General features: G+C 62.3%; 20 protein-coding genes and 1 pseudogene. 13 read left to right on the forward strand and 8 right to left on the reverse strand.

Annotated features, from left to right (window positions below; genetic code table 11):
• Positions 1 to 2 precede the first annotated feature (2 nt).
• Both cysE and LNV08_RS18895 read right to left on the reverse strand, forming a co-directional pair.
• Positions 3 to 779, reverse strand: a pseudogene (cysE, locus tag LNV08_RS18890) (serine O-acetyltransferase); the annotation flags it as partial.
• A gap of 46 nt (positions 780 to 825) precedes the next feature.
• Positions 826 to 1,554, reverse strand: a complete 729-nt coding sequence (locus LNV08_RS18895) for an RNA methyltransferase (RefSeq protein ID WP_263535292.1) — start codon at positions 1,552 to 1,554, stop codon at positions 826 to 828.
• A 157-nt stretch (positions 1,555 to 1,711) separates the two neighbouring features.
• Between LNV08_RS18895 and LNV08_RS18900 the strand changes: the two genes are divergently transcribed.
• The 9 genes from LNV08_RS18900 (at position 1,712) to LNV08_RS18940 (ending at position 11,815) form a co-directional block, all read left to right on the forward strand.
• Entirely contained in the window at positions 1,712 to 2,662 is a 951-nt protein-coding gene (locus LNV08_RS18900; RefSeq protein ID WP_263535293.1) for an inositol monophosphatase family protein, read from the forward strand.
• 104 nt (positions 2,663 to 2,766) lie between these two features.
• Complete coding sequence (mutS, locus tag LNV08_RS18905; RefSeq protein ID WP_263535294.1) at positions 2,767 to 5,325, forward strand: DNA mismatch repair protein MutS; 2,559 nt, start codon at positions 2,767 to 2,769, stop codon at positions 5,323 to 5,325.
• A gap of 4 nt (positions 5,326 to 5,329) precedes the next feature.
• A complete protein-coding gene (locus LNV08_RS18910) occupies positions 5,330 to 6,145 on the forward strand; it encodes an alpha/beta fold hydrolase (RefSeq protein ID WP_263535295.1) in 816 nt (271 codons plus the stop codon).
• Between the two features lie 76 nt (positions 6,146 to 6,221).
• Positions 6,222 to 7,865, forward strand: a complete 1,644-nt coding sequence (locus LNV08_RS18915) for a CTP synthase (protein ID WP_263535296.1) — start codon at positions 6,222 to 6,224, stop codon at positions 7,863 to 7,865.
• 13 nt (positions 7,866 to 7,878) lie between these two features.
• Positions 7,879 to 8,736, forward strand: a complete 858-nt coding sequence (gene kdsA, locus LNV08_RS18920; protein ID WP_263535297.1) for a 3-deoxy-8-phosphooctulonate synthase — start codon at positions 7,879 to 7,881, stop codon at positions 8,734 to 8,736.
• Between the two features lie 127 nt (positions 8,737 to 8,863).
• Entirely contained in the window at positions 8,864 to 10,147 is a 1,284-nt protein-coding gene (eno, locus tag LNV08_RS18925) for a phosphopyruvate hydratase (RefSeq protein ID WP_263535298.1), read from the forward strand.
• 32 nt (positions 10,148 to 10,179) lie between these two features.
• Positions 10,180 to 10,449, forward strand: a complete 270-nt coding sequence (locus LNV08_RS18930) for a septum formation initiator family protein (protein ID WP_263535299.1) — start codon at positions 10,180 to 10,182, stop codon at positions 10,447 to 10,449.
• A gap of 34 nt (positions 10,450 to 10,483) precedes the next feature.
• The gene (gene pnuC, locus LNV08_RS18935) at positions 10,484 to 11,128 is read left to right on the forward strand and encodes a nicotinamide riboside transporter PnuC (RefSeq protein ID WP_263535300.1); all 645 of its coding nucleotides are present in this window, start codon (positions 10,484 to 10,486) and stop codon (positions 11,126 to 11,128) included.
• 6 nt (positions 11,129 to 11,134) lie between these two features.
• Complete coding sequence (locus tag LNV08_RS18940; RefSeq protein ID WP_263535301.1) at positions 11,135 to 11,815, forward strand: ATP-binding protein; 681 nt, start codon at positions 11,135 to 11,137, stop codon at positions 11,813 to 11,815.
• On the opposite strand, the gene LNV08_RS18945 is transcribed toward LNV08_RS18940, so the two are convergent.
• The 5 genes from LNV08_RS18945 to LNV08_RS18965 form a co-directional block, all read right to left on the reverse strand.
• Positions 11,801 to 12,868 carry a 6-phosphofructokinase gene (locus tag LNV08_RS18945; protein ID WP_263535302.1) on the reverse strand — a complete coding sequence of 356 codons (1,068 nt, stop codon included), beginning with the start codon at positions 12,866 to 12,868 and terminating at the stop codon, positions 11,801 to 11,803. The two genes, LNV08_RS18940 and LNV08_RS18945, sit on opposite strands and share 15 nt — an antisense overlap.
• Before the next feature lie 39 nt (positions 12,869 to 12,907).
• Positions 12,908 to 13,522: a LysE family transporter gene (locus LNV08_RS18950; RefSeq protein WP_263535303.1), complete on the reverse strand. Its 615-nt coding sequence runs from the start codon at positions 13,520 to 13,522 to the stop codon at positions 12,908 to 12,910.
• Positions 13,523 to 13,559: 37 nt separating this feature from the next.
• Positions 13,560 to 17,357: a hypothetical protein gene (locus LNV08_RS18955; protein WP_263535304.1), complete on the reverse strand. Its 3,798-nt coding sequence runs from the start codon at positions 17,355 to 17,357 to the stop codon at positions 13,560 to 13,562.
• Between the two features lie 133 nt (positions 17,358 to 17,490).
• Positions 17,491 to 18,453 (reverse strand): Hsp33 family molecular chaperone HslO, encoded by a 963-nt coding sequence (locus tag LNV08_RS18960; protein WP_263535305.1) that lies wholly within the window; start codon positions 18,451 to 18,453, stop codon positions 17,491 to 17,493.
• Positions 18,446 to 18,985, reverse strand: coding sequence for a gamma carbonic anhydrase family protein (locus tag LNV08_RS18965; RefSeq protein ID WP_263535306.1), 540 nt, complete (start codon positions 18,983 to 18,985; stop codon positions 18,446 to 18,448). The genes LNV08_RS18960 and LNV08_RS18965 overlap by 8 nt, the downstream gene beginning before the upstream one ends.
• A 62-nt stretch (positions 18,986 to 19,047) precedes the next feature.
• Between LNV08_RS18965 and LNV08_RS18970 the strand changes: the two genes are divergently transcribed.
• The 3 genes from LNV08_RS18970 to LNV08_RS18980 all read left to right on the forward strand — a co-directional run bounded on the left by LNV08_RS18970 (position 19,048) and on the right by LNV08_RS18980 (position 21,208).
• Positions 19,048 to 19,848, forward strand: coding sequence for a ferritin-like domain-containing protein (locus LNV08_RS18970; protein ID WP_263535307.1), 801 nt, complete (start codon positions 19,048 to 19,050; stop codon positions 19,846 to 19,848).
• Between the two features lie 45 nt (positions 19,849 to 19,893).
• Complete coding sequence (locus LNV08_RS18975; RefSeq protein ID WP_263535308.1) at positions 19,894 to 20,829, forward strand: DMT family transporter; 936 nt, start codon at positions 19,894 to 19,896, stop codon at positions 20,827 to 20,829.
• Between the two features lie 160 nt (positions 20,830 to 20,989).
• Positions 20,990 to 21,208 carry a hypothetical protein gene (locus tag LNV08_RS18980; RefSeq protein ID WP_263535309.1) on the forward strand — a complete coding sequence of 73 codons (219 nt, stop codon included), beginning with the start codon at positions 20,990 to 20,992 and terminating at the stop codon, positions 21,206 to 21,208.
• Here LNV08_RS18980 and LNV08_RS18985 read toward each other — a convergent pair.
• The gene (locus LNV08_RS18985; protein ID WP_414858767.1) at positions 21,205 to 21,684 is read right to left on the reverse strand and encodes an Lrp/AsnC family transcriptional regulator; all 480 of its coding nucleotides are present in this window, start codon (positions 21,682 to 21,684) and stop codon (positions 21,205 to 21,207) included. The two genes, LNV08_RS18980 and LNV08_RS18985, sit on opposite strands and share 4 nt — an antisense overlap.
• A 148-nt stretch (positions 21,685 to 21,832) precedes the next feature.
• On the opposite strand from LNV08_RS18985, the gene LNV08_RS18990 reads away from it, so the two are divergent.
• Complete coding sequence (locus LNV08_RS18990; protein WP_263535311.1) at positions 21,833 to 23,164, forward strand: aspartate aminotransferase family protein; 1,332 nt, start codon at positions 21,833 to 21,835, stop codon at positions 23,162 to 23,164.
• The last annotated feature ends 9 nt before the right edge of the window (positions 23,165 to 23,173 follow it).

Here is a 23,173-nt window from a genome sequence, read left to right on the forward strand (position 1 = left end):
CACTACTTGACCAAGCGGGTCAAGCCAGCGGCATCGAAAGCTTCGTCCTGCTGCGCGTCTTGCGGCACGCAGTCCCCAACCTTGGAGTTGGTCGCCGCTGACAGCTTGCAAACCGCCTGCCAGAGCAAGGTGATTTGATGTTCGTGTCCGGCTGCGTTATCGATCAAACCGCGCATCGCCTGTGCGACCGGGTCGTCACCCAGACTCACGCCGTAAGCCGAGAAGCGCTCGGCTGCCGTAGGCTTGGCTTCACTTTTCGCTTCGATGATGCGCGCCGGGTTGCCCACGGCGGTCGCACCCGCCGGCACCGGTTTGGTCACCACAGCACCTGAGCCAATGCGCGCTCCTGCGCCGACCGTGAAGCCACCCAGCACGCAGGCATTCGCGCCGACGATGACGCCGGCCTCCAGCGTCGGGTGGCGCTTGGCGCCTTTGACCAGGGCGGTGCCGCCCAGGGTCACGCCCTGATAAATCGTGCAGCCCTCGCCGATTTCGGCCATCTCGCCGATCACGATGCCCATGCCGTGGTCGATGAAGACCTTGCGTGAAATCTGCGCGCCGGGGTGGATCTCAATCCCGGTGAAAAAACGCGTCAGATGCGAGATGAAGCGGCCCAGCCACTTGAAGCCATGTTGCCAGCACCAATGGGCGCGCCGGTGCAAGACCAGGGCATGCAAGCCCGGATAGCAAGTCAGCACCTCGAAGGCTGAGCGAGCGGCGGGGTCGCGCTCAAGAATGCAGGCAATGTCTTCGCGCAGGCGTTGGAACATGGAGGAGGCTTGGGTGAAAAAAGCAAGAAGGGGTCGGCCAGTTTAGCGGCGCGCTTCAATCCTCGCTGGCGCGTGATCGTGGCGGCTCCACCATCGCCCGCGCGATGCCGCGAAAGATATGCACCTCGTCCAAGCTCAGTTGGACGCGGTTGAACAGCTGAGTGAGTCTGGGCATCAGCTTCCTCGGCACCAGCGGGTCCAAATAGCCGATCGTCTCCAACGAGGCTTGCAAATGATCCAGCATCCCCTTCACCGCCTGGACATCGGCCAATTTAGGGTCGGGCGTGCGCGCCGTCACCGCAAAACCACCGAGCGCCTGGCGCCAGTCATAGGCCAGCAACTGCACCGCCTGGGCCAGATTCAGCGAGCCATAGTCGGGATGGGTCGGGATCGACAGCACCGCGTGGCAGCGGTAGACGTCCTCATTGCTCATGCCGAAACGCTCGCAGCCGAACACCAGACCCAACTTGTGTTCCGAAGCCGCCAATTCGGTAAACAGCGAACGCGGCTCGCGCACGGGCGGGCCGAAGTCGCGCGGCGTCATCGCGGTGGCGCAGGCAAAAGTGACGCCGTCCAGCGCTTCTTCCAGCGTCTCCACGATGCGGGCGTTTTCCAGAATGTCGTTGGCGCTGCTGGCCATCGAGATGGCGTCCTGTTGGGTCAGCACATCGGCGTAGCGCGGCCGCACCAGCACCAGCTCCGAGAAGCCCATCACCTTCATGGCGCGTGCTGCGGAGCCGACATTGCCGGGGTGGCTGGTTTGAATCAGGACAAATCGTGTCATATCAACGGGCTGCGCTCAGGTCAGGCCGAGCAGGCATTTGGAGAAAATGCCTAGGCTCGGCTAAAATGCGGGATTATCCTTAGTCCGGACCTAATCGCCGACTGGGGTGCCGCTCTTTTTTTCCGCCAGTCCACCTCACAAAGTCAAGGTTCTACGCATGACGCAGCAGTCTTCCCTCCATCCCATGCTCAATGTCGCCATCAAGGCGGCGCGCTCGGCCGGTGCCATCATCAACCGCGCCTCCATGGACCTCGACATCCTGAAGATCAACACGAAGGCACCCAATGACTTCGTGACCGAGGTGGATCAAGCTGCTGAAAACATCATCATCGAAACCCTGCTCGGCGCTTACCCCGACCACGGCATCCTGGCCGAAGAGTCGGGCCGCGAGCATGGCAACAAGACCTCCGAGTTCGTCTGGATCATCGACCCGCTCGACGGCACCACCAACTTCATCCACGGCCTGCCGATGTACTGCGTGTCGATCGCCTTGGCGCATCGCGGCGTGATTCAGCAGGCCGTCGTCTATGACCCGACCCGCAACGATCTCTTCTACGCTACCAAGGGTCGCGGCGCCTTCATGAATGACCGCCGTCTGCGCGTGTCCAAACGCACCCGCATGAGCGACGCGCTGATCGGCACCGGCTTCCCCTTCCGCCGTGGCGACAACTTCAAGCGCTATATGAAGATGTTCGAAGAGGTGATGGTCGAATGCGCCGGCCTGCGCCGCCCAGGTGCTGCAGCTTTGGACCTTTGCTATGTTGCAGCCGGCTATTACGACGCGTTCTTCGAGACCGGCCTGCAGCCCTGGGATGTGGCGGCCGGCTCCTTGATCATCACCGAGGCCGGCGGTCTGGTGGGCAACTTCACCGGCGAGTCCGACTATCTTCACCAGCGTGAAGTGGTCGCGGGCAGCCCTAAGATTTACGGCCAATTGGTCACCATCCTGGCGCCCTACACACGCGTGATCAAGGCCGAAGAAGAGGTGGAAGCCGGCGTTGCGGCCAGCACCGGGCAAGATCCAGTGGCAGCCTTGGCCGCTGCTGCCGAACCCAAGAAGCGCGCCTCGGTGCGGATCCGCAAGTCGGATGACGCTCAAGCGGACTAAACTCCGCTCTAAGCCCACCTCAAAGCCCTCAGCCGAGGGCTTTTTCAATTCTCAAGCCATTGCCGATGAGCCAAGTTCAGGATTTCTCCGCACATACGCCCGTGATGGCGCAATATCTCCGCATCAAGGCCGAACACCCGGACGAATTAGTGTTCTTCCGCATGGGCGACTTCTACGAGGTCTTCTTTGACGACGCCCGCAAGGCCAATGCGCTGCTGGACATCACGCTGACCGCGCGTGGCCAGAGCGCCGGCCAGCCTGTTGTGATGGCGGGCATCCCGGTCAATGCCTTGGAGAGTTATCTGGCCAAGCTGATCAAGCTGGGCGAGGCGGTGGCGATTGCCGAACAGGTCGGCGATGTGGCGACGAGCAAAGGCCCGGTTGAGCGCAAGGTGGTGCGCGTGGTCACGCCGGGCACCGTCACCGACAGCGAGTTGCTGGCCGACAAGCAGGATTCCGTCTTGCTGGCCGTGGTGGCGCAGGGCAAGACCTTCGGGCTGGCCTGGCTATCGATGACGCAGGGGCAATTGGGCCTGGCCGAATGCACGGACAAGGAGCTGCCGTCCTGGCTGGCGCGCTTAAGCCCGGCCGAGGTCTTGGTGGACCGCGAAAAGCAGCCAGCCGCCGTTTTGGCCGCCCATGTGCCCATCACCAACCGGCCGAGCTGGCAGTTCGACACCGCCTTGGGCGCGCGCAAGCTCTGTGAGCAGCTGGCAGTGGCCAGCCTGGCCGGCTTCAATGCGCAGCAGCTGACTGCAGCACAAGCAGCCGCCGCTGCGCTGCTCAGTTATGCCGAACACACGCAGGGCCGCGCCTTGGCCCATGTGAAGAGCTTGAGCGTGCAGCGCAGCGGCGACTTGCTGGACCTGCCGCCCGCCACCCAGCGCAATCTGGAGCTCACCGTCACCTTGCGCGGCGAGACCTCGCCCACCCTACTCTCTCTGCTGGACAGCTGCCGCACCGGCATGGGCAGCCGCGCGCTGCGCCACTGGCTCTTGCACCCCAGGCGCGAGCGGGCCGAGGCGCTGGCGCGCCACGGCGCGATCGATGCCTTGCTGCAAGGCTCGCCCGAGCCCTTGCGCGAAGCGCTGCGCCAGGTCTCGGATGTGGAGCGCATTGCCGCACGCATCGCCTTGCGTCAGGTGCGCCCACGCGAGCTAACCGGTCTGCGTGCTACCTTGCAGGTCTTGCCCGAGCTGCAGCGTTTGGTGCCTGCCGGCAGCGCCTTGTTGGACGAGCTGGCCATCGGCCTCTTGGCCTCACCGCATATCGAGGAGTTGCTGAGCCGCGCGATCGCGGAAGAACCTGCCGTGCTGGTGCGCGACGGCGGCGTGATTGCCGATGGTTTCGATGCCGAGCTCGACGAGCTGCGCGCCATTCAAGGCAATTGCGATGCCTTTTTGATCGATATGGAAACGCGCGAACGCGCACGCACCGGCATCCCGAACCTGCGCGTGCAGTTCAACCGCGTGCATGGCTTTTTCATCGAGGTCACGCAAGGCCAGGTCGACAAAGTGCCGCTGGACTACCAGCGCCGGCAGACGCTGAAGAACGCCGAGCGCTACATCACGCCCGAGCTGAAGGCCTTCGAGGACAAGGCCTTGTCAGCGCAAGAGCGTGCGCTGTCGCGCGAGAAATTATTGTTCGAGCTGGTGCTGGATCAGCTGAACGACGAACTGCAGCCGCTGACCCGCCTGGGCCGCGCGCTGGCCAGCCTGGACGCGCTGGCCGCCTTGGCCGAGCGGGCGGCAACACTGCGCTGGTGCCGACCCGAATTCGTCAACCAGCCGGCGATCGACATCACGGCCGGGCGCCATCCCGTGGTCGAATCGCGCCTGCGAGAAACCGGTGCGGGCGAATTCATGGCCAATGATTGCCGGCTCGATGCCCGCACCCGCATGTTGATGATTACCGGCCCGAATATGGGCGGTAAGAGCACCTTCATGCGCCAGGTTGCCCTGATCAGCTTGCTGGCCGCGATTGGCTCCTATGTGCCGGCCGACGCCTGCCGGCTCGGGCCGATGGACGCGATCCACACCCGCATCGGCGCGGCCGATGATCTTGCTAACGCCCAGTCCACCTTCATGCTGGAGATGACCGAAGGCGCGGCAATTCTGCACAGCGCCACCGATCAATCGCTGGTCTTGATGGACGAGATTGGGCGCGGCACATCCACGCTCGACGGCCTCGCCCTGGCCGGCGCCATCGCCAGCCATTTGCATGACAAGAGCCGCTCGTTCACGCTGTTTGCGACCCATTATTTCGAGCTGACCGAGTTCCCGGCCAAGCACCGCGAGGCGATCAACTGCCATGTCGGCGCGGTCGAGAGCGGTGACTCCATCGTCTTTTTGCACGAGATCCAGCCGGGTCCGGCCAGCCGCAGCTACGGCGTCCAAGTGGCAAGGCTGGCGGGCATGCCGGCCAGCCTGGTGCGCCAGGCGCGCGCGACACTGGAGGCGCTGGAGGCCAAAGCCGGCGAAGGCCGTGCGCAGATCGATCTGTTCGCGCCGCCACCGGCCGCACCGACAGCCACGGCCGTCACCGAAGCGACAAGCGCTTTGCATTTGGCGATGGATGATGTTGACCCCGACACCTTGAGCCCGCGTGAAGCGCTGGCCCTGGTCTATCAATTGAAGAGCCTGAGTCGAAAAGAGTCCTCCTGAGTTCATGAGCAAGGCTATCGTCTTTTCACACGCCAATGGCTTCGGCGCCGGCTGTTACCGGCTGCTGTTCGAGGCCTGGCGCAGCGCCGGATGGAGCGTCCACGCGCTGCCCATCATTGGTCATGACCCGGCCTACCCGGTCACCAGCAACTGGCCATATCTGCGCCAGCAATTGATTGACTTCATCGAGCGCGATGTGAGGCCGCAGATGGCAAGCCCCGGGCCGGTGATGCTGGTCGGTCATTCACTCGGCGGCATGTTGAGCTTGCTGGCGGCCAGCCGTCGGCCCGAATTGGCGCAAGGTCTGGTCTTGCTGGACGCGCCCTTGGTGGCCGGTTGGCGCGCGCGCGGCTTGCAACTGGCCAAGGCGACAGGCTTGATTTCACGCGTATCGCCCGGCAAAGTGTCGCGACAGCGCCGTCACGAATGGCCGAACAAGCAAGCGGTGCTGACACACTTTGCTGCCAAACTTAAATTCGCCCGCTGGGACCCGCGCGTCTTGCAGGACTATGTCGACAGCGGCTTCGAAGACGGTGGCGACGGGACAACCCGGCTGCGTTTCAAACGCGAGCAAGAAACCCGTATCTACGACACCCTGCCCCATCATCTGGGCCGCTTGATAAGCCGTTATCCACCCCATTGCCCGGTCGGCTTTGTCGCGGGCACCGAATCCGAGGAGCTGCGCCAAGCCGGCTCGGCCGCCTCCAAGGCTCTGGCCAAAAATCATTTCGCCTGGATGGAAGGCTCGCACCTCTTCCCCTTCGAACAGCCGGACGCGACCGCCGCCTTGGTACTGCAAATGCTTGAAGCGATGCAATGAGAAGCCAAGCCCGGCCACTTGACCCCTCTATAATCGCGTTTTACCACCACAGCGTTTTTGAAAGACGCTGCACGACATGACCAAATACGTCTACGTCACGGGCGGTGTGGTGTCCTCACTCGGCAAGGGCATCGCATCGGCTTCACTGGCTGCCATCCTCGAATCTCGCGGCCTCAAGGTCACCCTGATCAAGCTCGATCCCTACATCAATGTGGATCCGGGCACGATGTCCCCGTTCCAACATGGTGAGGTGTTCGTCACCGAAGACGGTGCCGAAACCGATCTGGATCTGGGCCACTACGAGCGCTTCATCACGACACGGATGAAGAAGGCCAACAACTTCACAACCGGTCAAATTTACATGTCGGTGCTGGAGAAGGAACGCCGCGGCGACTACCTCGGCAAGACCGTGCAAGTGATTCCGCACATCACCAACGAGATTCAAGACTTCGTGCGCCGCGGCGCCGGTGTCGGCACGGCCGATGCGGTTGACGTCGCGATCGTTGAAATCGGCGGCACCGTCGGTGACATCGAGTCATTGCCCTTCCTCGAAGCCGCGCGGCAGATGAGCCTGAAGGCCGGCCCGAACAATGTCGCCTTCGTCCACCTGTCCTATGTGCCCTGGATTGCCGCCGCCGGCGAGCTCAAGACCAAGCCGACGCAACACACGGTGCAGAAGATGCGCGAAATCGGTATCCAGCCCGACGCGCTGCTGTGCCGCGCCGATCGCCGCATCCCGGATGATGAGCGCGAGAAGATTTCGCTCTTCACCAATGTGCCCGAGTACGGCGTGATCTCGATGTGGGACGTGGACACCATCTACAAGGTGCCGCGTATGTTGCACGAGCAGGGTCTGGATCAGCTGATCTGCACCAAGCTGCAACTGAACACCAAATCAGCCGACCTGAAGCGCTGGGACACCCTGGTGCACGAGGTACTGAACCCGGCCAAGGACATCACGATCGCCATGTGCGGCAAGTACACCGACCTCAGCGACTCCTACAAGTCGCTGAACGAGGCGCTGCGCCATGCCGGCATCCACAACCATGCTCGCGTCAATATCGAGTATGTGGATTCGGAGTTGCTGACGGCGGCCAACATCGATCAGCTGGCTCAGTTTGATGCCATCCTGGTGCCCGGCGGCTTCGGCAAGCGCGGCGTCGAAGGCAAGATCTTGGCGGCTCAATATGCTCGCGAACACAAGCGCCCTTACCTGGGGATTTGCCTGGGCATGCAGGTCGCTACGATCGAATACGCGCGCCATATGGCGGGCCTCACTGGTGCGAACTCGACAGAGTTCGACCCCGAGACACCGCACCCGGTGATCGCCTTGATCGATGAATGGCAAGACGCCGACGGCAGCATTCAAAAGCGCGACGAAAAGTCCAATCTGGGCGGCACCATGCGCCTGGGAGCGCAGAGCTCTGACGTCGCGGCCGGTACCTTGGCTTTTGACATCTACGGCCCGGTGGTCAGCGAGCGGCATCGCCATCGCTACGAAGCGAACGAGCATTACCTCGACAAACTGCGTGAGGCCGGCTTGGTCATTTCGGCCATCACCCAGCGCGAAAAGCTAACGGAAATGGTCGAGTTGCCGCGTGCGGTTCACCCTTGGTATGTGGGCGTGCAGTTCCACCCCGAGTTCAAGTCCACGCCTTGGGACGGCCACCCGCTGTTCACCGCCTTTATCAAGGCTGCCTTGGACCACAAAGTAGCCTGAAGGAATCTAGCCCATGAAGCTTTGCGGTTTTGAGGTCGGCATTGACCGTCCCTTCTTCCTGATTGCCGGCACCTGCTCGATCGAGGGGCTGGAAATGTCCATCGAGGTAGCCGGTCGGCTCAAGGAAGCCTGCTCGGCCTTGGGCATTCCGCTCATCTACAAAGGCTCCTTCGACAAGGCCAATCGCTCGTCAGGCTCAACCAAGCGTGGTGTCGGCATAGACGCAGGACTGAAGATCCTGGACGAGGTGCGCAAGCAGTTGCAACTACCCATCATCACCGATGTGCATGACGAGTCGCAGGTGAATGAGGTGGCCAGCGTCGTCGATGTGCTGCAAACGCCGGCCTTTCTGTGCCGCCAGACCGACTTCATCCGGGCGGTCGCCAAGTCAGGCAAGCCGGTCAATATCAAGAAGGGCCAGTTCCTGGCACCTTGGGACATGAAGAACGTCATCGACAAAGCCCGTGACGCTGCTCGCGAAGCCGGCTTGTCAGAAGACCGCTTCCTGGCCTGTGAGCGCGGCGTTAGCTTTGGCTACAACAACTTGCTTGCCGATATGTGCAGCTTGGCCGAAATGCGCAAGACCGGCGCGCCGGTTGTATTCGACGTCACCCACTCGGTGCAAAAGCCCGGCGGCCAAGGCACAAGCAGTGGCGGTGCTCGCGAGATGGTCCCTGTATTAGCCCGCGCCGGCGTAGGTGCAGGCGTGGCCGGGCTCTTCATGGAAACCCATCCGTGCCCGAATGAGGCCTGGTCTGACGGCCCCAATGCCGTACCGCTCAAGCATGTGCGCGCCCTGTTGGAACAGCTGGTCGCGATTGACCGCGTCGTCAAATCGCAGCCTTTGCTTGAGGATGCCTTCAGCGCTTGAGTTGAAGTCATTGCGTGAAACTAGCTTCAACCCTTGATTGCCGAGGCGCAATCTTGTTCAGCGCAGGTAACTGCCTGCTGGCATGATTCGACCGAACCTATTTTTTTGAAACTTTCGGAGACTTTGAATGAGTGCCATTGTTGACATCGTCGGGCGTGAAATCTTGGACAGCCGCGGCAACCCTACCGTCGAATGCGATGTGTTGCTGGAGTCGGGCGTGATGGGCCGTGCCGCTGTGCCGTCGGGCGCATCGACCGGATCGCGCGAAGCCATCGAGCTGCGTGACGGCGACAAGAGCCGCTACCTTGGCAAGGGCGTGTTGAAGGCGGTTGAGCACATCAATGGCGAAATCTCCGAGGCCGTTTTGGGCCTGGACGCGTCCGAGCAAGCTTTCCTGGATCGCACACTGATCGACCTCGACGGCACTGACAACAAGGGCCGCCTGGGTGCCAACGCGATGCTGGCCGTGTCCATGGCCGTTGCTCGCGCTGCGGCCGAAGAGTCGGGCCTGCCGCTGTACCGTTACTTCGGCGGCATGGGCGCTTGCCAATTGCCTGTGCCAATGATGAACGTCATCAACGGCGGCGCGCACGCCAACAACAGCCTGGACCTGCAAGAGCTGATGATCATTCCGGTTGGCGCACCGTCTTTCCGCGAAGCGATCCGTTGGGGCGCCGAAGTGTTCCACGCACTGAAGAAGATCCTGCACGACAAGGGCATCAGCACGGCGGTGGGCGACGAGGGTGGCTTTGCACCAAGCGTCGAGAACCACGAAGCCGCGATCCAGATGATTCTGGAAGCGATCGACAAGGCCGGCTACACCGCCGGCGAGCAAATCGCCATCGGCCTGGACTGCGCCGCCAGCGAGTTCTATAAAGACGGCAAATACCACCTGAGCGGCGAAGGCCTGAGCCTGTCGGCGCAAGAGTGGACCGATATGCTGGCCACCTGGGTCGATAAGTACCCCATCATCTCGATCGAAGACGGCATGGCCGAAGGCGACTGGGACGGCTGGAAGCTGCTGACCGACCGTCTGGGCAAGGCCGTGCAGATCGTCGGCGACGACTTGTTCGTCACCAACACCAAGATCTTGCAAGAAGGCATCGACAAAGGCATCGCCAACTCGATCCTGATCAAGATCAACCAGATCGGCACCTTGACCGAGACCTTCGCCGCGATCGAGATGGCCAAGCGCGCCGGCTACACCGCCGTGATCTCGCACCGCTCGGGCGAGACCGAAGACTCGACCATTGCCGATATCGCCGTCGGCACCAATGCCGGTCAGATCAAGACAGGTTCCTTGAGCCGCTCGGACCGCATGGCCAAGTACAACCAGCTGCTGCGCATCGAAGAAGACCTGGGCGATATCGCCTACTACCCAGGCCGCGCTGCGTTCTACAACCTTCGGTAAAGCTGCGCGGGCTTGTCGGCTAAACTCCCGCCGTGAAAGTCATCAGCATCCTCCTCGCCGCGTTTTTGCTGCTCATCCAAGCCCAACTTTGGCTGGGCAAGGGTAGCTTGCCGCGCGGCGTTCATCTGCGCGGGGTGCTGGCCCAGGCTCAGGCCGACAACGAGCAAGCGCGGCTACGCAATGCGCAACTCGAAGCCGAGTTGCGCGATCTGCGTGAGGGCCTGGAGATGGTCGAAGAAAAAGCCCGCTTCGAGCTGGGCATGATCAAGCCCGACGAGATCTTCGTCCAGATTCGCCGCTGATTTCTGGCCCTGTTTTTTTGGACGCTTGAACGCCATGGACGCGCTGCTACAGCCGCTGCAAGCCTTGCTCTTGCCAGCTTTTGAGTTGCTGGGCAGCCCCATCACCTGGATCGAGATCATCGCCTTCGCCTTGGCGGTCTGGATGGTGATCTGCAATATGCGGGTGCACATGCTGGCTTGGCCCTTGGCCATCATCAGCTCCTTGCTCTATTTCGTCTTGTTCTGGAGCGGCAAGCTCTACGGCGAAGCCTCTTTGCAACTGCTGTTCGCAGCCTTGGCGCTCTGGGGTTGGTGGCAATGGCTGCGCGGCAAGGGCGAGGACGGTCTGGCGCTACGGGTGCGGCGCCTGAGCCCGCAAGGGCTGGCCATGGCCGTGCTGGCAACGCTGTTGGCCTGGCCGGCGCTGGGCTTTTTTCTGTTGCATCAAACCGATTCGCAAGTGCCTTTTTGGGACGCGTTTCCGACCGTGGCCAGCCTCTTGGGTCAATGGCTGCTGGCACGCAAATACCAGGAGAACTGGAGCGTGTGGGTCTTGGTCAATATCGTCAGTGTGGCGCTGTTTGCCTACAAAGGTTATTGGCTGACGGTGTTGCTGTATGCGGTCTTCATTCCGATGTCGGTGGCCGGCTGGCGCGCTTGGGCCCGGCGTCTTGCACCTGCCAGCCCCAGCCCCGCGTGAATCTGCATGAGCGCATTGCTGATCGCCATATTAGGCGCTGAAAGCACCGGCAAGTCGCTGCTGGCGCAAGACCTGACCCTGCGATTGACCGAGGCCACCGGACTGCGTTGCGCCAGCGTGCCCGAGCTGCTGCGCAGTTGGTGCGAGGCGGCAGGCCGCACACCGCGCCCCGACGAGCAAAACGGCATTGCCAGCGAGCAAACGGCGCGCATAGACGCCGCTGCGAGCGTCAACGATATCGTTGTCTGCGACACAACGGCCCTGATGACGGCCGTCTACAGCCAGTACCTTTTTCAGGACGACAGCCTGCTGGCTCAAGCGCAAGCCTTTCACAAGCGCTGCGCGCTGACCTTGCTGACAGCTTTGGATTTGCCCTGGGTGGCCGACGGCATTCAGCGCGATGGCCCACAGGTGCGGGCGCCGGTTGATGCCTTGATTCGACGCGCCCTGTTGGGCGCAGGCCTGGCTTGGTCTGTCGTGGCCGGCCTTGAGCAGGCCCGGGTCGATGCGGCCTTGAATGTGATCACGCCACTCCTGAAGGCCAAACCCAGCCCCAAACGCGGCCTATTCAGCCGACTCAGTGAAAGGCAGGACGCACAGCCCGCATGGCGCTGGGCTTGCGAGAACTGCGATGTGCCCGAGTGCGAGCATTTGGTGCTGCAGCGCGCCTATTCACCCCTGGCCTAAAGACAAGCCCAAGCCCTGCGCCGCCAGTAGCAAGGGGTGATCCAGCGGCACCGTCCGGTTGCGTCCGGCCACCTCGGCCAACCCTACGTCTCGCATCTCAGCACCCTGCAGCACCACCATGCGGCCAAAACGAGCCTGCTTGATCAGTTGCGCCGCAGCCCAGCCAAACTGCGTTGCCAGAATTCGATCAAAGGCGGTCGGTGAACCACCGCGTTGCACATGGCCCAGCAAGGTGGAGCGCACCTCGCTGCTCAACAGTGCCTGCAGCTGATGGGCCAAGACCGCGCCTACGCCGCCCAGGCGCAGCGGGTCGGGGCTGTCGGCCAGGGTCCGGCTCACGACCATGGCTTCATCACGCGGATGGGCGCCCTCTGCGATGCAGACCAGCGTATGGCCCGCACCCGACTGCTCACGCTGACGGCAGACGTTCGCCACCGCCTCAACGCTATAGGGCAGCTCGGGAATCAGGATCACGTCGGCCGCGCCGGCAATGCCACCCTCCAGCGCAATCCAGCCGGCATATCGCCCCATCGTCTCGGCAATCATCACGCGGCCATGGCTGCGAGCGGTGGTCTCCAAGCGATCCAGCGCTTCGGCCACGACGCTGACCGCGCTGTCGAAGCCAAAGCTGCGGTCCGTCAAACACAAATCGTTGTCTATGGTCTTGGGCACGCCGACGATGGGCAAACCCGCGCGGCTGAGCTTGTCGGCAATCGACATTGAGCCGTCGCCGCCAATGACCACCAAGGCGTCCAGGCCCAGTTCCTTCGCATAAGCGATCAGCTCAGCGGAAACATCGGCCCCGCCCGCAGCAAAATAGTGGAAGGGATCGCAGCGATTGTGGGTGCCCAAAATAGTGCCGCCTTGCGCCAGGATGCCGCTGACCGCCGCCGCATCCAGTGGCAAGACCTGACGGTCCAGCAAGCCTAAAAACCCGCGCCGAATGCCGGTGACGCGGGCGCCGCATTGATTGATCAGCGCCAGCGTCACCGCGCGGATGACCGCATTCAGGCCTGGGCAATCGCCGCCGCCGGTCAGGATGCCAATATGCATGGTCTTTGCACTTTCAAACTGCACTCAATCCGCTGAGCTCTATTTGCTCAACACCAATTTCGCCCCGAACCCGATCAAAAAAACACCCGCCAAACGGTTCAACCAGACGCTGACGCTCGGGTTGGCGCGCATGCGCTCGGCCAAAAAATGTGTCAGCAAGACCATCACGAGGCCGTAGAGAAACGTCAGCATGGCAATCGTCAGCGCCATCGCCGCGAAGGTCAGCAAGCCTTGATGCCTTGTAGGGCTGACAAACAAGGGGAAGAAGGCCATATAGAAAATGATGGCTTTGGGATTGAGCAAGGTGATCAAGACCGTCTGTTTGAAGTAGTCGCGGGGCCGAATATTGAGCAGCGGCGCGCTACCCGGCTTGGCCAGCATCATCTTCGCTCCCAGATAAGCCAGATAGGCCGCGCCCAAGCACTGCACCGCTTGAAAGGCGCTCGGGTAAGCCGTTAGCAGCGCAGCAACCCCGGCCACCGCCAGCCACATCAAAATCTGATCCCCCGCAATCACGCCCAGGGTGGCCGCCATGCCGCCGCGAATGCCACCTTTGCCGGTCGAGGTGATCAGGGCCAAGTTGCCGGGTCCGGGAATCATCAAAAACACAATGATGGCCAAGGCAAAGGCCGGGTAATCGGTGATGCCGAACATGCCGCACTCCTAGAAACAGGGTCTCAGTCTAACGGGGTCACCGCGCCAGCAAGAGGTAGTCAAACAGCTGAGCACCACCGGCGCCGCCCAAGGGCACCAACAAGGCCTTCAACAAGGGCTGCTCGAACAAGGGGGCAAAAGCACCGGTTTGATTGCTCTCGACCGAGGCGATCAAACGTTTGAACGGCTCCACCAAGACCGCCATCTCGGCTTGGCTGCCGGCCAGCCAGCGCAGATCGGCATTCATGCTGGCCAATGCGCGTTTGCGGGTGTTCTCGGCGGCAATCTTCAGCAGCGAGGCCAGCACAATCAGCCAGACAAGATAGAGACTGATGGCCACGGCGATCGCCGGCGTCAGCGACCAGTTGTCGAACAGCCGGCTGCGCGCCACCACCAGCAAGGCCAGGACAAGAAAGGGGCCAATCACCAAGCGCGACACATAGGCTGTGCGCCGCGCCACCACTTGCACATCCAACCAGTCGTCCAGCAAGCAGTGGAAGGCCCCTGCCGGAGGCAGTGCGGCGCCGGGCACGGCCGCAGCGCTGCCCGGGCGCTCCTCCAAGCGGACAGGAAACAAGCGCTGCCACAGCGGTGCATGGGCCTCACCCAGCTGCCGGGCGAAATGTGCAATCGTCGCCTGCGGGTAAGCGGAGCGTCCGCAGTTCAGGTGGCCGATAAAGCGGAAGGCCAGCATGGTGGCATCAGCCACGGCCACCACCAGCAGAGGCAAGAGCAGCAAGCAAGCGTACAGGGTCGCGCGCACCAATTGGCGATGTTCCAAGCCGCGAACCGGAACCTCGGGCACCTGCCCTTCGCTCAGGCCGAAAAACAGCACCGTGACCACCAGCACGCTGATCAAGTACCAAACAATGGTGCGCGCCGCCCGCGGCCGGCTGTCGCCGCGCTCGCCGTACTGCGTCCACAAACTCAAAAAATCATTGCTTGCTCCGCAGGGCCGCTGCCAGGTAGAAATGCTGACCTGCTTGAACCAGCCCTTGAGCAATCCTTGCACGCCGATGCGTGACACACCCGGCGCCTTGGGTAGCGGCAACTGCAGCCAGGCCGAATCCTCGTGCATGCGTCTGAGCGTGTCGGACCAAGCAAAATCCAGAGTCCAGAGAATTGTCATCAGCGCCAACAAATGAATCAGCTGCGAGGGCCATGCGCTGACACCTTGCAACCATGTCACAGGTTCGCAGTCCAGGCAGACCTTGGCTTCGGCGCTTGGCCAAGCCACCCAAACCCAGGCGGCGGCAATCAGGGCCAACACTGCAATATGCAACTTGTCGACACCGGCTTCTTGTTCGGCCACGGAGGCGACGGCATGGCGCTGTTGCGCCAGCAAGCTGGGCAGAACCGCCAGCAAGGCGGCAAAAGCAGCAAGCGCCGACAAAATCAAAGTCTGCGCAAAGCTCATCTGCTGCGGCCGCACCAGCTCGATCAGCGAACAAAAAACATAGGCACACAGCGCTGCGTGCAAAGCTACCAAAACCACCGCCGGCAGATTCATCGGCATGTGCACAGCTGAAGCGTCGGGCGCCAGCGGCCGGCGCAGATAAGCCATGCGCGCCTGCCGAATGGCAGGTGTCGAGGGCCACACCAGCAGGCCAATCAGCATCAGGCCGGCCACCAACGCCGCCACGATCAGTCGCGCCGAGCTTGTGCTGCCCGTTTGGTTCAACAAGGCATAGCCACTCAATGGAACGGCGCCATTGCGGCCTATTTCATACAGCGAGGGGTTGTCCAACGCGTCTCGGGCGGCCAGCTTTTCTTCGTCCAGGCACTCCTGGCTGCGGCAGGCGGCGCGCCGGGCGGCCAAATAGCTGGCGGTTTGATAGACGTCCCGCAACGGCGGTGTGCCGGCCTGCAAGTCGACGATGCCGGGCTTGGGCGGATAGAACTCCAGGGGCAAGCTGGTCGCGACGATCAAATTGCGCGTGAAGGCCTGCACACGCGGATGCAAAAAACGTGCATCCATATCGGTGGTGAAGAACACCTTGTCCGAGAAGGTGTCGTGCAGCGCCTGCATCACCAGGAGTTTGTCGTGCACATCATTGGCCAATATGCCGATCGCCCCGATCGGCCCGGCGCGCCCCGGGGCTTCGCTGTCTTTCAATGAAGAAGCCAAGCGGCGCAGATAGTCGAGCTGATCGCGGCTTTCCGGCCATTCCAGGGCGGTCGCTTTGCTGGCCGCTGTTCGCTCATTGCTTTCACGTCCGGCGTCCCGGGTGGTCACCCCGTCAATGCCGCGAAAGAAATAGACCGGCTCGAAACTCAGGTTGTGAAAGTCCTTCAGCCGGTGTTGCAGCTCATTGACCAAGGACTGCGAGTAAATTGAGTCGCGCTCCGCCACCACCACCAGCCGGCGCTGCTCATTGGCCGGCAGGCGCAGCTGCAACTCGGCCACCAAACGTTTGATTAACTCGTTATCGGTGCTGATGGTGCGCTGAAAGTCGATTTTCACTGGCGGTCTGTCGCCCAGCATGCGGTTGAACTTTTCGTTCAAAAAGGCGTCCAGGTCCTGTTTACGCAGCTCGTCCAGCATATTGCTCGAGGCGGTGGAGGCCGAGTTGAAAATCTTGGCGCCGGCCAAGAGCCGATAGCCCTGCAGGGCCGGCCGAGGGTCGGCGAGCAAGGGGCAGCTCAACCGCGGCTCCGCCTTGTTGCTTTGCAGCGCTTGCGGTTTTTGCGCCGCGCCATCTCCTGGCCCCTCGCCCTCGCTTACAGACAGCGCCGCACTACCACCCGTCAACATTGCACTGGCCTTGCACTCACAACCAAGGGCACGCTCACCCAAGGCCTCAAAAACCGGCTTCGAGTCCTTGGCGTAAACCTCGCTGGCACGACGCAGGTCGCTCAGCGCAGTACGCAATGCGTCGGTGGACGAGGGACCGATGATGGCCAGGCGCGGCAGGGTTCGGCTCGGCTTCACGCAAGGCGCGCGGTTGGCCACCAACTCAGGCCCGAACATGGCGTCCACCATACGCGCCAGCCCGTCGAGCTTGGAGTCAGGCAGCGCAGACTCATCGACCCACAACAAGGCCACCTGCTCAAAGCGGCGCAGCGGCCCGGTCGTGTCGGCTTCGCGGTGGCGATTGCGTTTGGCCAACATCTCGTAAGGGACGGTGAACTTGGCCTTATCGGACGGCTTGGGCGCGCCGGCCCTGCGCAACTCGCGGCAGACCGGGGGATCGTTGATGGCAGCGAGCGCAGCCGCCGTAGAGGCAGTTGACACAGAAGCCGACGGAGCTGAGGCCGCAAAAGCAAGCTCCTCTGGCGCGTTGAGACCTTGATGCCGGCGCGCGGCCCGCGCCGCCTCGCAGTCACTGGTCAGGCGCTGGACGTCAAACTCAAGCAAGCCGATGCGCTCTGCATTGTCCGGCACATAACCCTGTGCTTGCAGACCCGCCAACACGGCATAGCGCGTCCGTCGCCGCCCTTCTTCTGCGCCAACAAAGGGATTGCCGGGCACCAGGGCCAAGACCACCAGCGACTCGCTGACGTCTTTGTCCCCGTCCCGGTCGAGCCGATCGCGCAGCACTTCGGGGCGCCGCACGCCTTCCCAGCTGCTGCGGCAGGCCGCGATGCCCGAGGTCTTGACGACGCGCTCACAGCGCTCGGCGCGCTCCTGCTCGTGGCGCCGCAAGGCGGCGAAAGGATCTTCCCAGAGCCGGGCGTCCACCTCCATCTCGGCACTGAGCGAGCTTTGTGCCCGTTCCTTCTCGGCCGGCCGGAGCTGCTCGAACGCATGGGGCACCAACTGTGTGCTGCCGACAAAAGCCACCAGCACGGCCACGCTGGCCCAAGGTATGCCGCCGCCTTTAGGATCTGACATCGCGCTCTCCCAAGACCAAGGTGGGTCTGTAGGTGGGCAAGGCGTTAGGCCACGCCTTGCAAGCTCGTCAAATTGCCAGTCAAGGCGAGAGTCGTCAATCCCTTAGTTGCTATTGATGGCTGACGGACAGGCGCTACTGCACCGTACCGCTGCCGCCCGCTTGCGCCAGGTCCGAGGCGAAGAGCTGGCCCACATCCACCGCGTCGTAATGGTATTGACGCCCGCAGAACTCGCAGCCAATTTCAACATTGCCGCGCTCGGCCAGCACCGAGTCCAGCTCCTCGCGACCCAGGCCCTTGAGCATCTGGCCGACGCGTTCGGGCGAGCAGGTGCAGGCGAATTTGGGCGTTAGCGGCTCAAAACGGCGCACCGACTCTTCCCAGAACAGGCGCCGCAGCACAGTCTCGGCGTCCAAGCCCAGCAACTCCTCGGCGGTCAAGGTCGAGGCCAAGATGCTGATGCGATTGAAGGCATCGGACAAGCCGATGTCATCTTCATTACGGGCACCTTGACCTTCCAGATTGCCCTCGCCTTGCATGGGCAGACGCTGGATCAACAAGCCGGCTGCGATCTCGTCATTGGCAAACAAGACCATCTTGGTGTCCAACTGCTCGGACTGCAGCATGTAATGTTCCAAGACTTCGGAGAGCTTTTGCAGCGGCTCTTTCTGGTCACCATGCAGCGGCACCACGCCTTGATAGGGTTGCTGACCCGGCAGGCGATCCTTAGGGTCGAGCGTGATCGCGCATCGGCCTTGCCCATGCACATTCAGCATCGCCTCTAACTGCGCGCCCGCAGGCACCTCGCCGACGACTTTGGCCGTGGCGCGAAAGCTCAGATCCGGCTGCACCTCGGCCACCGCCAGCTTGACCGGGCCGTCGCCAAACACCTGCAGCACCAAAGCGCCGTTGAACTTGATGTTGGACTGCATCAAAACCGCTGCCGCCGCCATTTCGCCCAGCAAGGCACGCAGCTCGGGCGGATGCGCGCCTACGCCCGCGCGGCGCTGCAAGACCTCACGCCAGCTGTCGGTCAAACGCACTAACATACCGCGCACCGGCAGACCTTCGAACAAGAATTTATGCAGTTCACTCATGGGAATTTGATTCAACTTTCTTCAGGCCTTGCGCATAGCGCCGGCCGTTCTGTATGTAATGCGCAGCACTCGCCTTGAGGCCTTCGATTTGCTCTGGACTCAGCTCCCTCACCACCTTGGCCGGGCTGCCCACGATCAAGGAGCCGTCCGGGAATTCCTTACCCTCGGTCACCAAGGCGCCCGCACCCACCAGGCAATGCTTGCCGATGCGCGCCCCGTTAAGCACCACCGCACCGATGCCAATCAGCGAGTAGTCGCCCACCGTGCAGCCATGCAGCATGCATTGATGGCCCACCGTCACGCCCTGCCCCAGCACCAGCGGAAAACCATGATCGGCGTGCAGGACCGAGCCGTCCTGGATATTCGTGCCAGCGCCGATCGTCAGCTGCTCGGTATCGCCTCGGAGCACCGCCTTGAACCAGACCGACACTTCAGCGCCCAGGCTGACGCGGCCAATGACTTCAGCGCTGTCGGCCACCCAGGCCGAGTCGGCCAACTCCGGCCTATGTTCGTCCAATTGATAGATGGCCATGCAACCCCCGACGAAAAACGTTGATTTTAAGTGCGCGGACGCGGCCACCCGATAATTCGCGGATGGAAACTCGCTCGCTGGCCCTGAAGGTTTTATGTTTGCAAGATCCGGCCGAAAAGGCCGCCGCCGCCCAGGCCCTGTATGCGCAGGTGCTGGCCGGCTTGCCGCTGGATGAGGGCTTGCAGTTCGAGCGCCCCGAGGGCGTGCCGGGGCGGCCGGCCAAGCCGCAGCTGATGTCGGCGCTGCAAGTGCCCAAGCGCTCGCCGTTCACGGTGGAGGGGCGAGCGGCCCTGCTGCATGCGATCGCGCACATCGAATTCAATGCCATCAATTTGGCGCTCGATGTGGTTTGGCGTTTTGCCGATATGCCGCGCCAGTTTTACCTGGACTGGCTCAGGGTGGCTGCCGAAGAAGCGCAGCATTTCAATTTGCTGCACGCGCACCTGCAGAGCCTGGGCCATTCCTACGGCGACTTTGATGCCCATGACGGCCTGTGGACCATGGCCGAGCGCACGGCCGGCGATGTGTTGGCGCGCATGGCCTTGGTGCCGCGCACTCTGGAGGCGCGGGGGCTGGATGCCACCCCGCCGCTACAGGCCAAGCTGGCGCGCGCCGGCGATACGCGGGCCGTGGAGATCTTGGATGTGATCCTGCGCGAGGAGGTCGGCCATGTGCTGATCGGCAATCACTGGTATCGCTACTTGTGTGAATTGCAAGGGCTTGACCCGGTGACGCTCTACCCTGAGTTGGTGATTCGCTATGAAGCGCCACGCCTGCGGCCACCCTTCAACCGCGGGGCGCGTGCGGCAGCGGGCTTCAGCCAGGAAGAACTGGACTATCTGGACGCTTGGGCGCAGGGCTGAGCCCCTGCCCGATAATGTCGGGTTGCGCCCAAAGAGCTGTCCTCCATGTCCCGTGTCCAAGCCAATCTGCTTCTTGTCGTCATTGCCCTGATCTGGGGTTCGGCCTTTGTGGCTCAAAGCCAGGGCATGCAGCATCTGGGGCCCATGGCCTTCACAGGGGTGCGCTTTTTGATTGGCACCCTGGTGGTCGCTCCCTTGATGTGGATGGAATGGCGCAGCCTGCAGCGCAAACAGCGACAACAACGCCAACAACCCCCATTGCGGCCGGTTGACGGCGCCAAGATCGCCGGCTTGGGCTGCCTGCTGCTGCTGGGCGCGGCCATGCAGCAGATCGGCATTGTCAGCACCACGGTCACCAATGCCGGTTTCTTGACTGCGCTCTATGTGCCGCTGGTGCCCGTCTTGGGTTGGCTGTTGTGGCGCCATCTGCCGCATTGGTCGGTCTGGCCGGCGGCCTTGACTTGCCTGGTCGGCGCATTTCTGTTGTCCGGCGCAGAGCGCCTGGAGATCGGTGCGGGCGATTTGTGGGTGATTTGCTCGGCCCTGCCCTGGGCTTTTCATGTTGTGCTGGTGGGCCGCGTGGCCGACAAGATGGAAGCGCCCTTTTTGGTCGCCGGCGGCCAGTTCTTCGTCTGTGGTGTGCTGGCGCTGGCTTGGGCCAGCTTGACCGAGCCGATCAGCTGGCCCGCGCTGCAAGCGGCTTTTTGGCCCTTGGTCTATACCGGCGTGATGTCGGTGGGCGTGGCCTTCACCGCGCAAGTGGTGGCGCAGCGCTACGCACACGCAGCCGACGCGGCCATCATCTTGTCGTCCGAGACCCTGTTTGCCGCGCTGTTTGGCTACTACCTGATGGGTGATCGCTTGGGGCCTGCCGGCCTGCTCGGTTGCGCGCTGATCTTTGCCAGCATGTTGGCGGTGCAACTGATTCCGGCGATGGCGATGCTGCATAGCAGCATTAATTCACGATTGGCGAAAAAATAAGGGTTTTCCCTTGATGTTGTCATAGGGTTTTCACTGATTTTCGTGAAACTGCGGGCAGTGGTGCAGCAATGACGCACCCGAGCGATCAGCCAGCCCGCATGCTTACAGCGCAATTGCCTCAGCATGCCGGGCCGGCCCCAACAACAAAAGGAGCCCCACCATGTTCGCACTGAGCAATTTCATCGCCACATCGCAGCATTACTTCGTCTCGCCCATGGCGGGCGAAGGCAAAGTAGCTGCGGACATCTCCGCATGCTCTGGGGTCGCAGGCAGCTATGCCCCCCAAGCCCGCAGCTCCCGCGTGGAAGACGCCGCCATGGCCCTGGCCGCCACGCTGGCCGGCTTGACCTACTTCACCGCCCTGGCATCAGCGGTCTAAAGATTGAACGCCGTCGTGCGTTTGATCGTGCGCAGCACCAACATCGAGTTGGAGCGCGCCACCTCGGGCAGCTGCATCAATACATCGGTGTGAAAGCGCTCCAGGTCCTCGGCGTCTTTGTAAGCGAAGCGGATCACATAGTCGTTGGTGCCGGCCACGTAAAAGCAGTCGAGAATGTCCGGGCTGGCCAGCACCGCACCCTCAAAGGCGGCCAAAGCCGCCGTCGTCATGCGCTCCAAATTGATGATGGTGTAGCTGATGCCTTGTTTGCCCACTGCGCGCGGGTTGACCAAGGCCACATATTGGGCAATCACGCCTGCATCTTCCAGGTGCTTGACGCGCCGCAGGCAGGCCGAGGGCGACAAATGCACACGCTGCGCCAACTCCACATTGGGCAGCCGGCCGTCCTTTTGAAGCTCGTTCAAGATATTGCGGTCAATCGCATCCAATTTCACTTCAGAACTCATATTTCGCATATTCCACCAGAAGATGTCGAAATTATGACGCCGGATTGCAAAACATCGGGTTTACGCCCAGGCAAAGCGCTCACCTATTGCGTCGCCGCTTGACTAGACTGTTAGGTATTCGGGCACACAGCCCGCACACTCAAACAAGGTCGAGCCCATGTCCAGCAAACCACAGGCCAACTCAGACGCCAAGTTAGATGCCTATTGGATGCCCTTCACCGCCAACCGGCAGTTCAAACAAGCGCCGCGCCTGATCACCGGCGCCGACGGCATGTATTTCACCGACGACAAAGGCCGCCAAGTGCTGGACGGCATTGCCGGCCTGTGGTGCGTCAATGCCGGCCACAATCGCCCGCGCATCGTCGAAGCGATTCAAAAGCAGGCGGCCGAGCTGGACTTTGCACCGCCCTTCCAGATGGCCCACCCCAAGGCCTTCGAGTTGGCCGAGCGTCTGGTTGAACTGACCCCGGCCGGCCTCAACAAGGCTTTTTTCACCAACTCCGGCTCCGAGGCGGTAGAAACCGCGCTGAAGATGGCGATCGCCTACCACCGCGTGCGCGGCGAAGGTGCGCGCACCCGGCTGATCGGCCGCGAACGCGGCTATCACGGCGTCAACTTCGGCGGCATCTCGGTCGGCGGCATGGTGGGCAATCGCAAGATGTTCGGCACCATGCTGAGCGGCGTTGACCATATCCGCCACACCCATGACCCGGCCCGCAATGCTTTCTCTCAGGGGCAGCCAGCCTACGGCGCCGAGTTTGCCAATGATCTGGAGAACCTGATCGCGCTGCACGATGCCTCGACGATTGCGGCGGTGATCGTCGAGCCGATCGCCGGCTCGACCGGCGTGCTGATCCCACCGCAGGGTTATCTGCAACGGCTGCGCGAGATCTGCGACAAACACGGCATCTTGCTGATCTTCGATGAGGTCATCACCGGCTTTGGCCGCACAGGTAATCCGTTTGCTGCGCAGACCTTTGGCGTCACGCCTGATTTGATGACGGTCGCCAAGGGACTCACCAATGGTTGCGTGCCTATGGGTGCGGTGTTTGCCAAGCAGTTCATTCACGATGCCTTTATGCAGGGGCCGGAACACTTGATCGAGTTCTTCCACGGCTACACCTACTCGGCCCACCCGCTCGCCTGCGCGGCGGCCTTGGGCACCTTGGACACCTATGCCGAAGACGGCTTGCTGACGCGCGCAAGCGAGATGCAAGGCTACTTCGCCGAGGCCCTGCATTCCTTGAAGGGCGAGCCAAATGTGATCGATATTCGCAATATGGGCCTGGTGGGTGGCTGCGAGTTGGCGCCGCTGCCGGGCGAGCCCGGCAAGCGCGGCTTCTCGGTCTTTCTCGATTGCTGGGAAAAGGGCGTGCTGGTGCGCACCACCGGCGATACCGTGGCGCTGAGCCCGCCGCTGATCATCGAGAAACAGCATATCGACCACATCATTGACACCGTGCGGGCCGCCTTGAAACGAGTCGCTTGAACAAGGCTG

It is taken from the genome of Paucibacter sp. TC2R-5 (assembly GCF_025717605.1).
In the GTDB taxonomy this organism is placed as follows: Bacteria; Pseudomonadota; Gammaproteobacteria; order Burkholderiales; family Burkholderiaceae_C; genus Paucibacter_A; species Paucibacter_A albus.

Excerpts from the sequence above, each read along its gene's own strand:
- pnuC (WP_263535300.1), top strand. The coding sequence starts at position 10,484 with ATGGACGCGCTGCTACAGCCGCTGCAAGCCTTGCTCTTGCCAGCTTTT.
- LNV08_RS18950 (WP_263535303.1), bottom strand. The coding sequence starts at position 13,522 with ATGTTCGGCATCACCGATTACCCGGCCTTTGCCTTGGCCATCATTGTG.
- kdsA (WP_263535297.1), top strand. The coding sequence starts at position 7,879 with ATGAAGCTTTGCGGTTTTGAGGTCGGCATTGACCGTCCCTTCTTCCTG.
- LNV08_RS18940 (WP_263535301.1), top strand. The coding sequence starts at position 11,135 with ATGAGCGCATTGCTGATCGCCATATTAGGCGCTGAAAGCACCGGCAAG.
- LNV08_RS18980 (WP_263535309.1), top strand. The coding sequence starts at position 20,990 with ATGTTCGCACTGAGCAATTTCATCGCCACATCGCAGCATTACTTCGTC.
- LNV08_RS18955 (WP_263535304.1), bottom strand. The coding sequence starts at position 17,357 with ATGTCAGATCCTAAAGGCGGCGGCATACCTTGGGCCAGCGTGGCCGTG.
- LNV08_RS18965 (WP_263535306.1), bottom strand. The coding sequence starts at position 18,985 with ATGGCCATCTATCAATTGGACGAACATAGGCCGGAGTTGGCCGACTCG.
- LNV08_RS18960 (WP_263535305.1), bottom strand. The coding sequence starts at position 18,453 with ATGAGTGAACTGCATAAATTCTTGTTCGAAGGTCTGCCGGTGCGCGGT.
- LNV08_RS18970 (WP_263535307.1), top strand. The coding sequence starts at position 19,048 with ATGGAAACTCGCTCGCTGGCCCTGAAGGTTTTATGTTTGCAAGATCCG.
- LNV08_RS18975 (WP_263535308.1), top strand. The coding sequence starts at position 19,894 with ATGTCCCGTGTCCAAGCCAATCTGCTTCTTGTCGTCATTGCCCTGATC.
- LNV08_RS18985 (WP_414858767.1), bottom strand. The coding sequence starts at position 21,684 with ATGCGAAATATGAGTTCTGAAGTGAAATTGGATGCGATTGACCGCAAT.
- LNV08_RS18910 (WP_263535295.1), top strand. The coding sequence starts at position 5,330 with ATGAGCAAGGCTATCGTCTTTTCACACGCCAATGGCTTCGGCGCCGGC.
- LNV08_RS18900 (WP_263535293.1), top strand. The coding sequence starts at position 1,712 with ATGACGCAGCAGTCTTCCCTCCATCCCATGCTCAATGTCGCCATCAAG.
- LNV08_RS18895 (WP_263535292.1), bottom strand. The coding sequence starts at position 1,554 with ATGACACGATTTGTCCTGATTCAAACCAGCCACCCCGGCAATGTCGGC.
- mutS (WP_263535294.1), top strand. The coding sequence starts at position 2,767 with ATGGCGCAATATCTCCGCATCAAGGCCGAACACCCGGACGAATTAGTG.
- eno (WP_263535298.1), top strand. The coding sequence starts at position 8,864 with ATGAGTGCCATTGTTGACATCGTCGGGCGTGAAATCTTGGACAGCCGC.
- LNV08_RS18990 (WP_263535311.1), top strand. The coding sequence starts at position 21,833 with ATGTCCAGCAAACCACAGGCCAACTCAGACGCCAAGTTAGATGCCTAT.
- LNV08_RS18915 (WP_263535296.1), top strand. The coding sequence starts at position 6,222 with ATGACCAAATACGTCTACGTCACGGGCGGTGTGGTGTCCTCACTCGGC.
- LNV08_RS18945 (WP_263535302.1), bottom strand. The coding sequence starts at position 12,868 with ATGCATATTGGCATCCTGACCGGCGGCGGCGATTGCCCAGGCCTGAAT.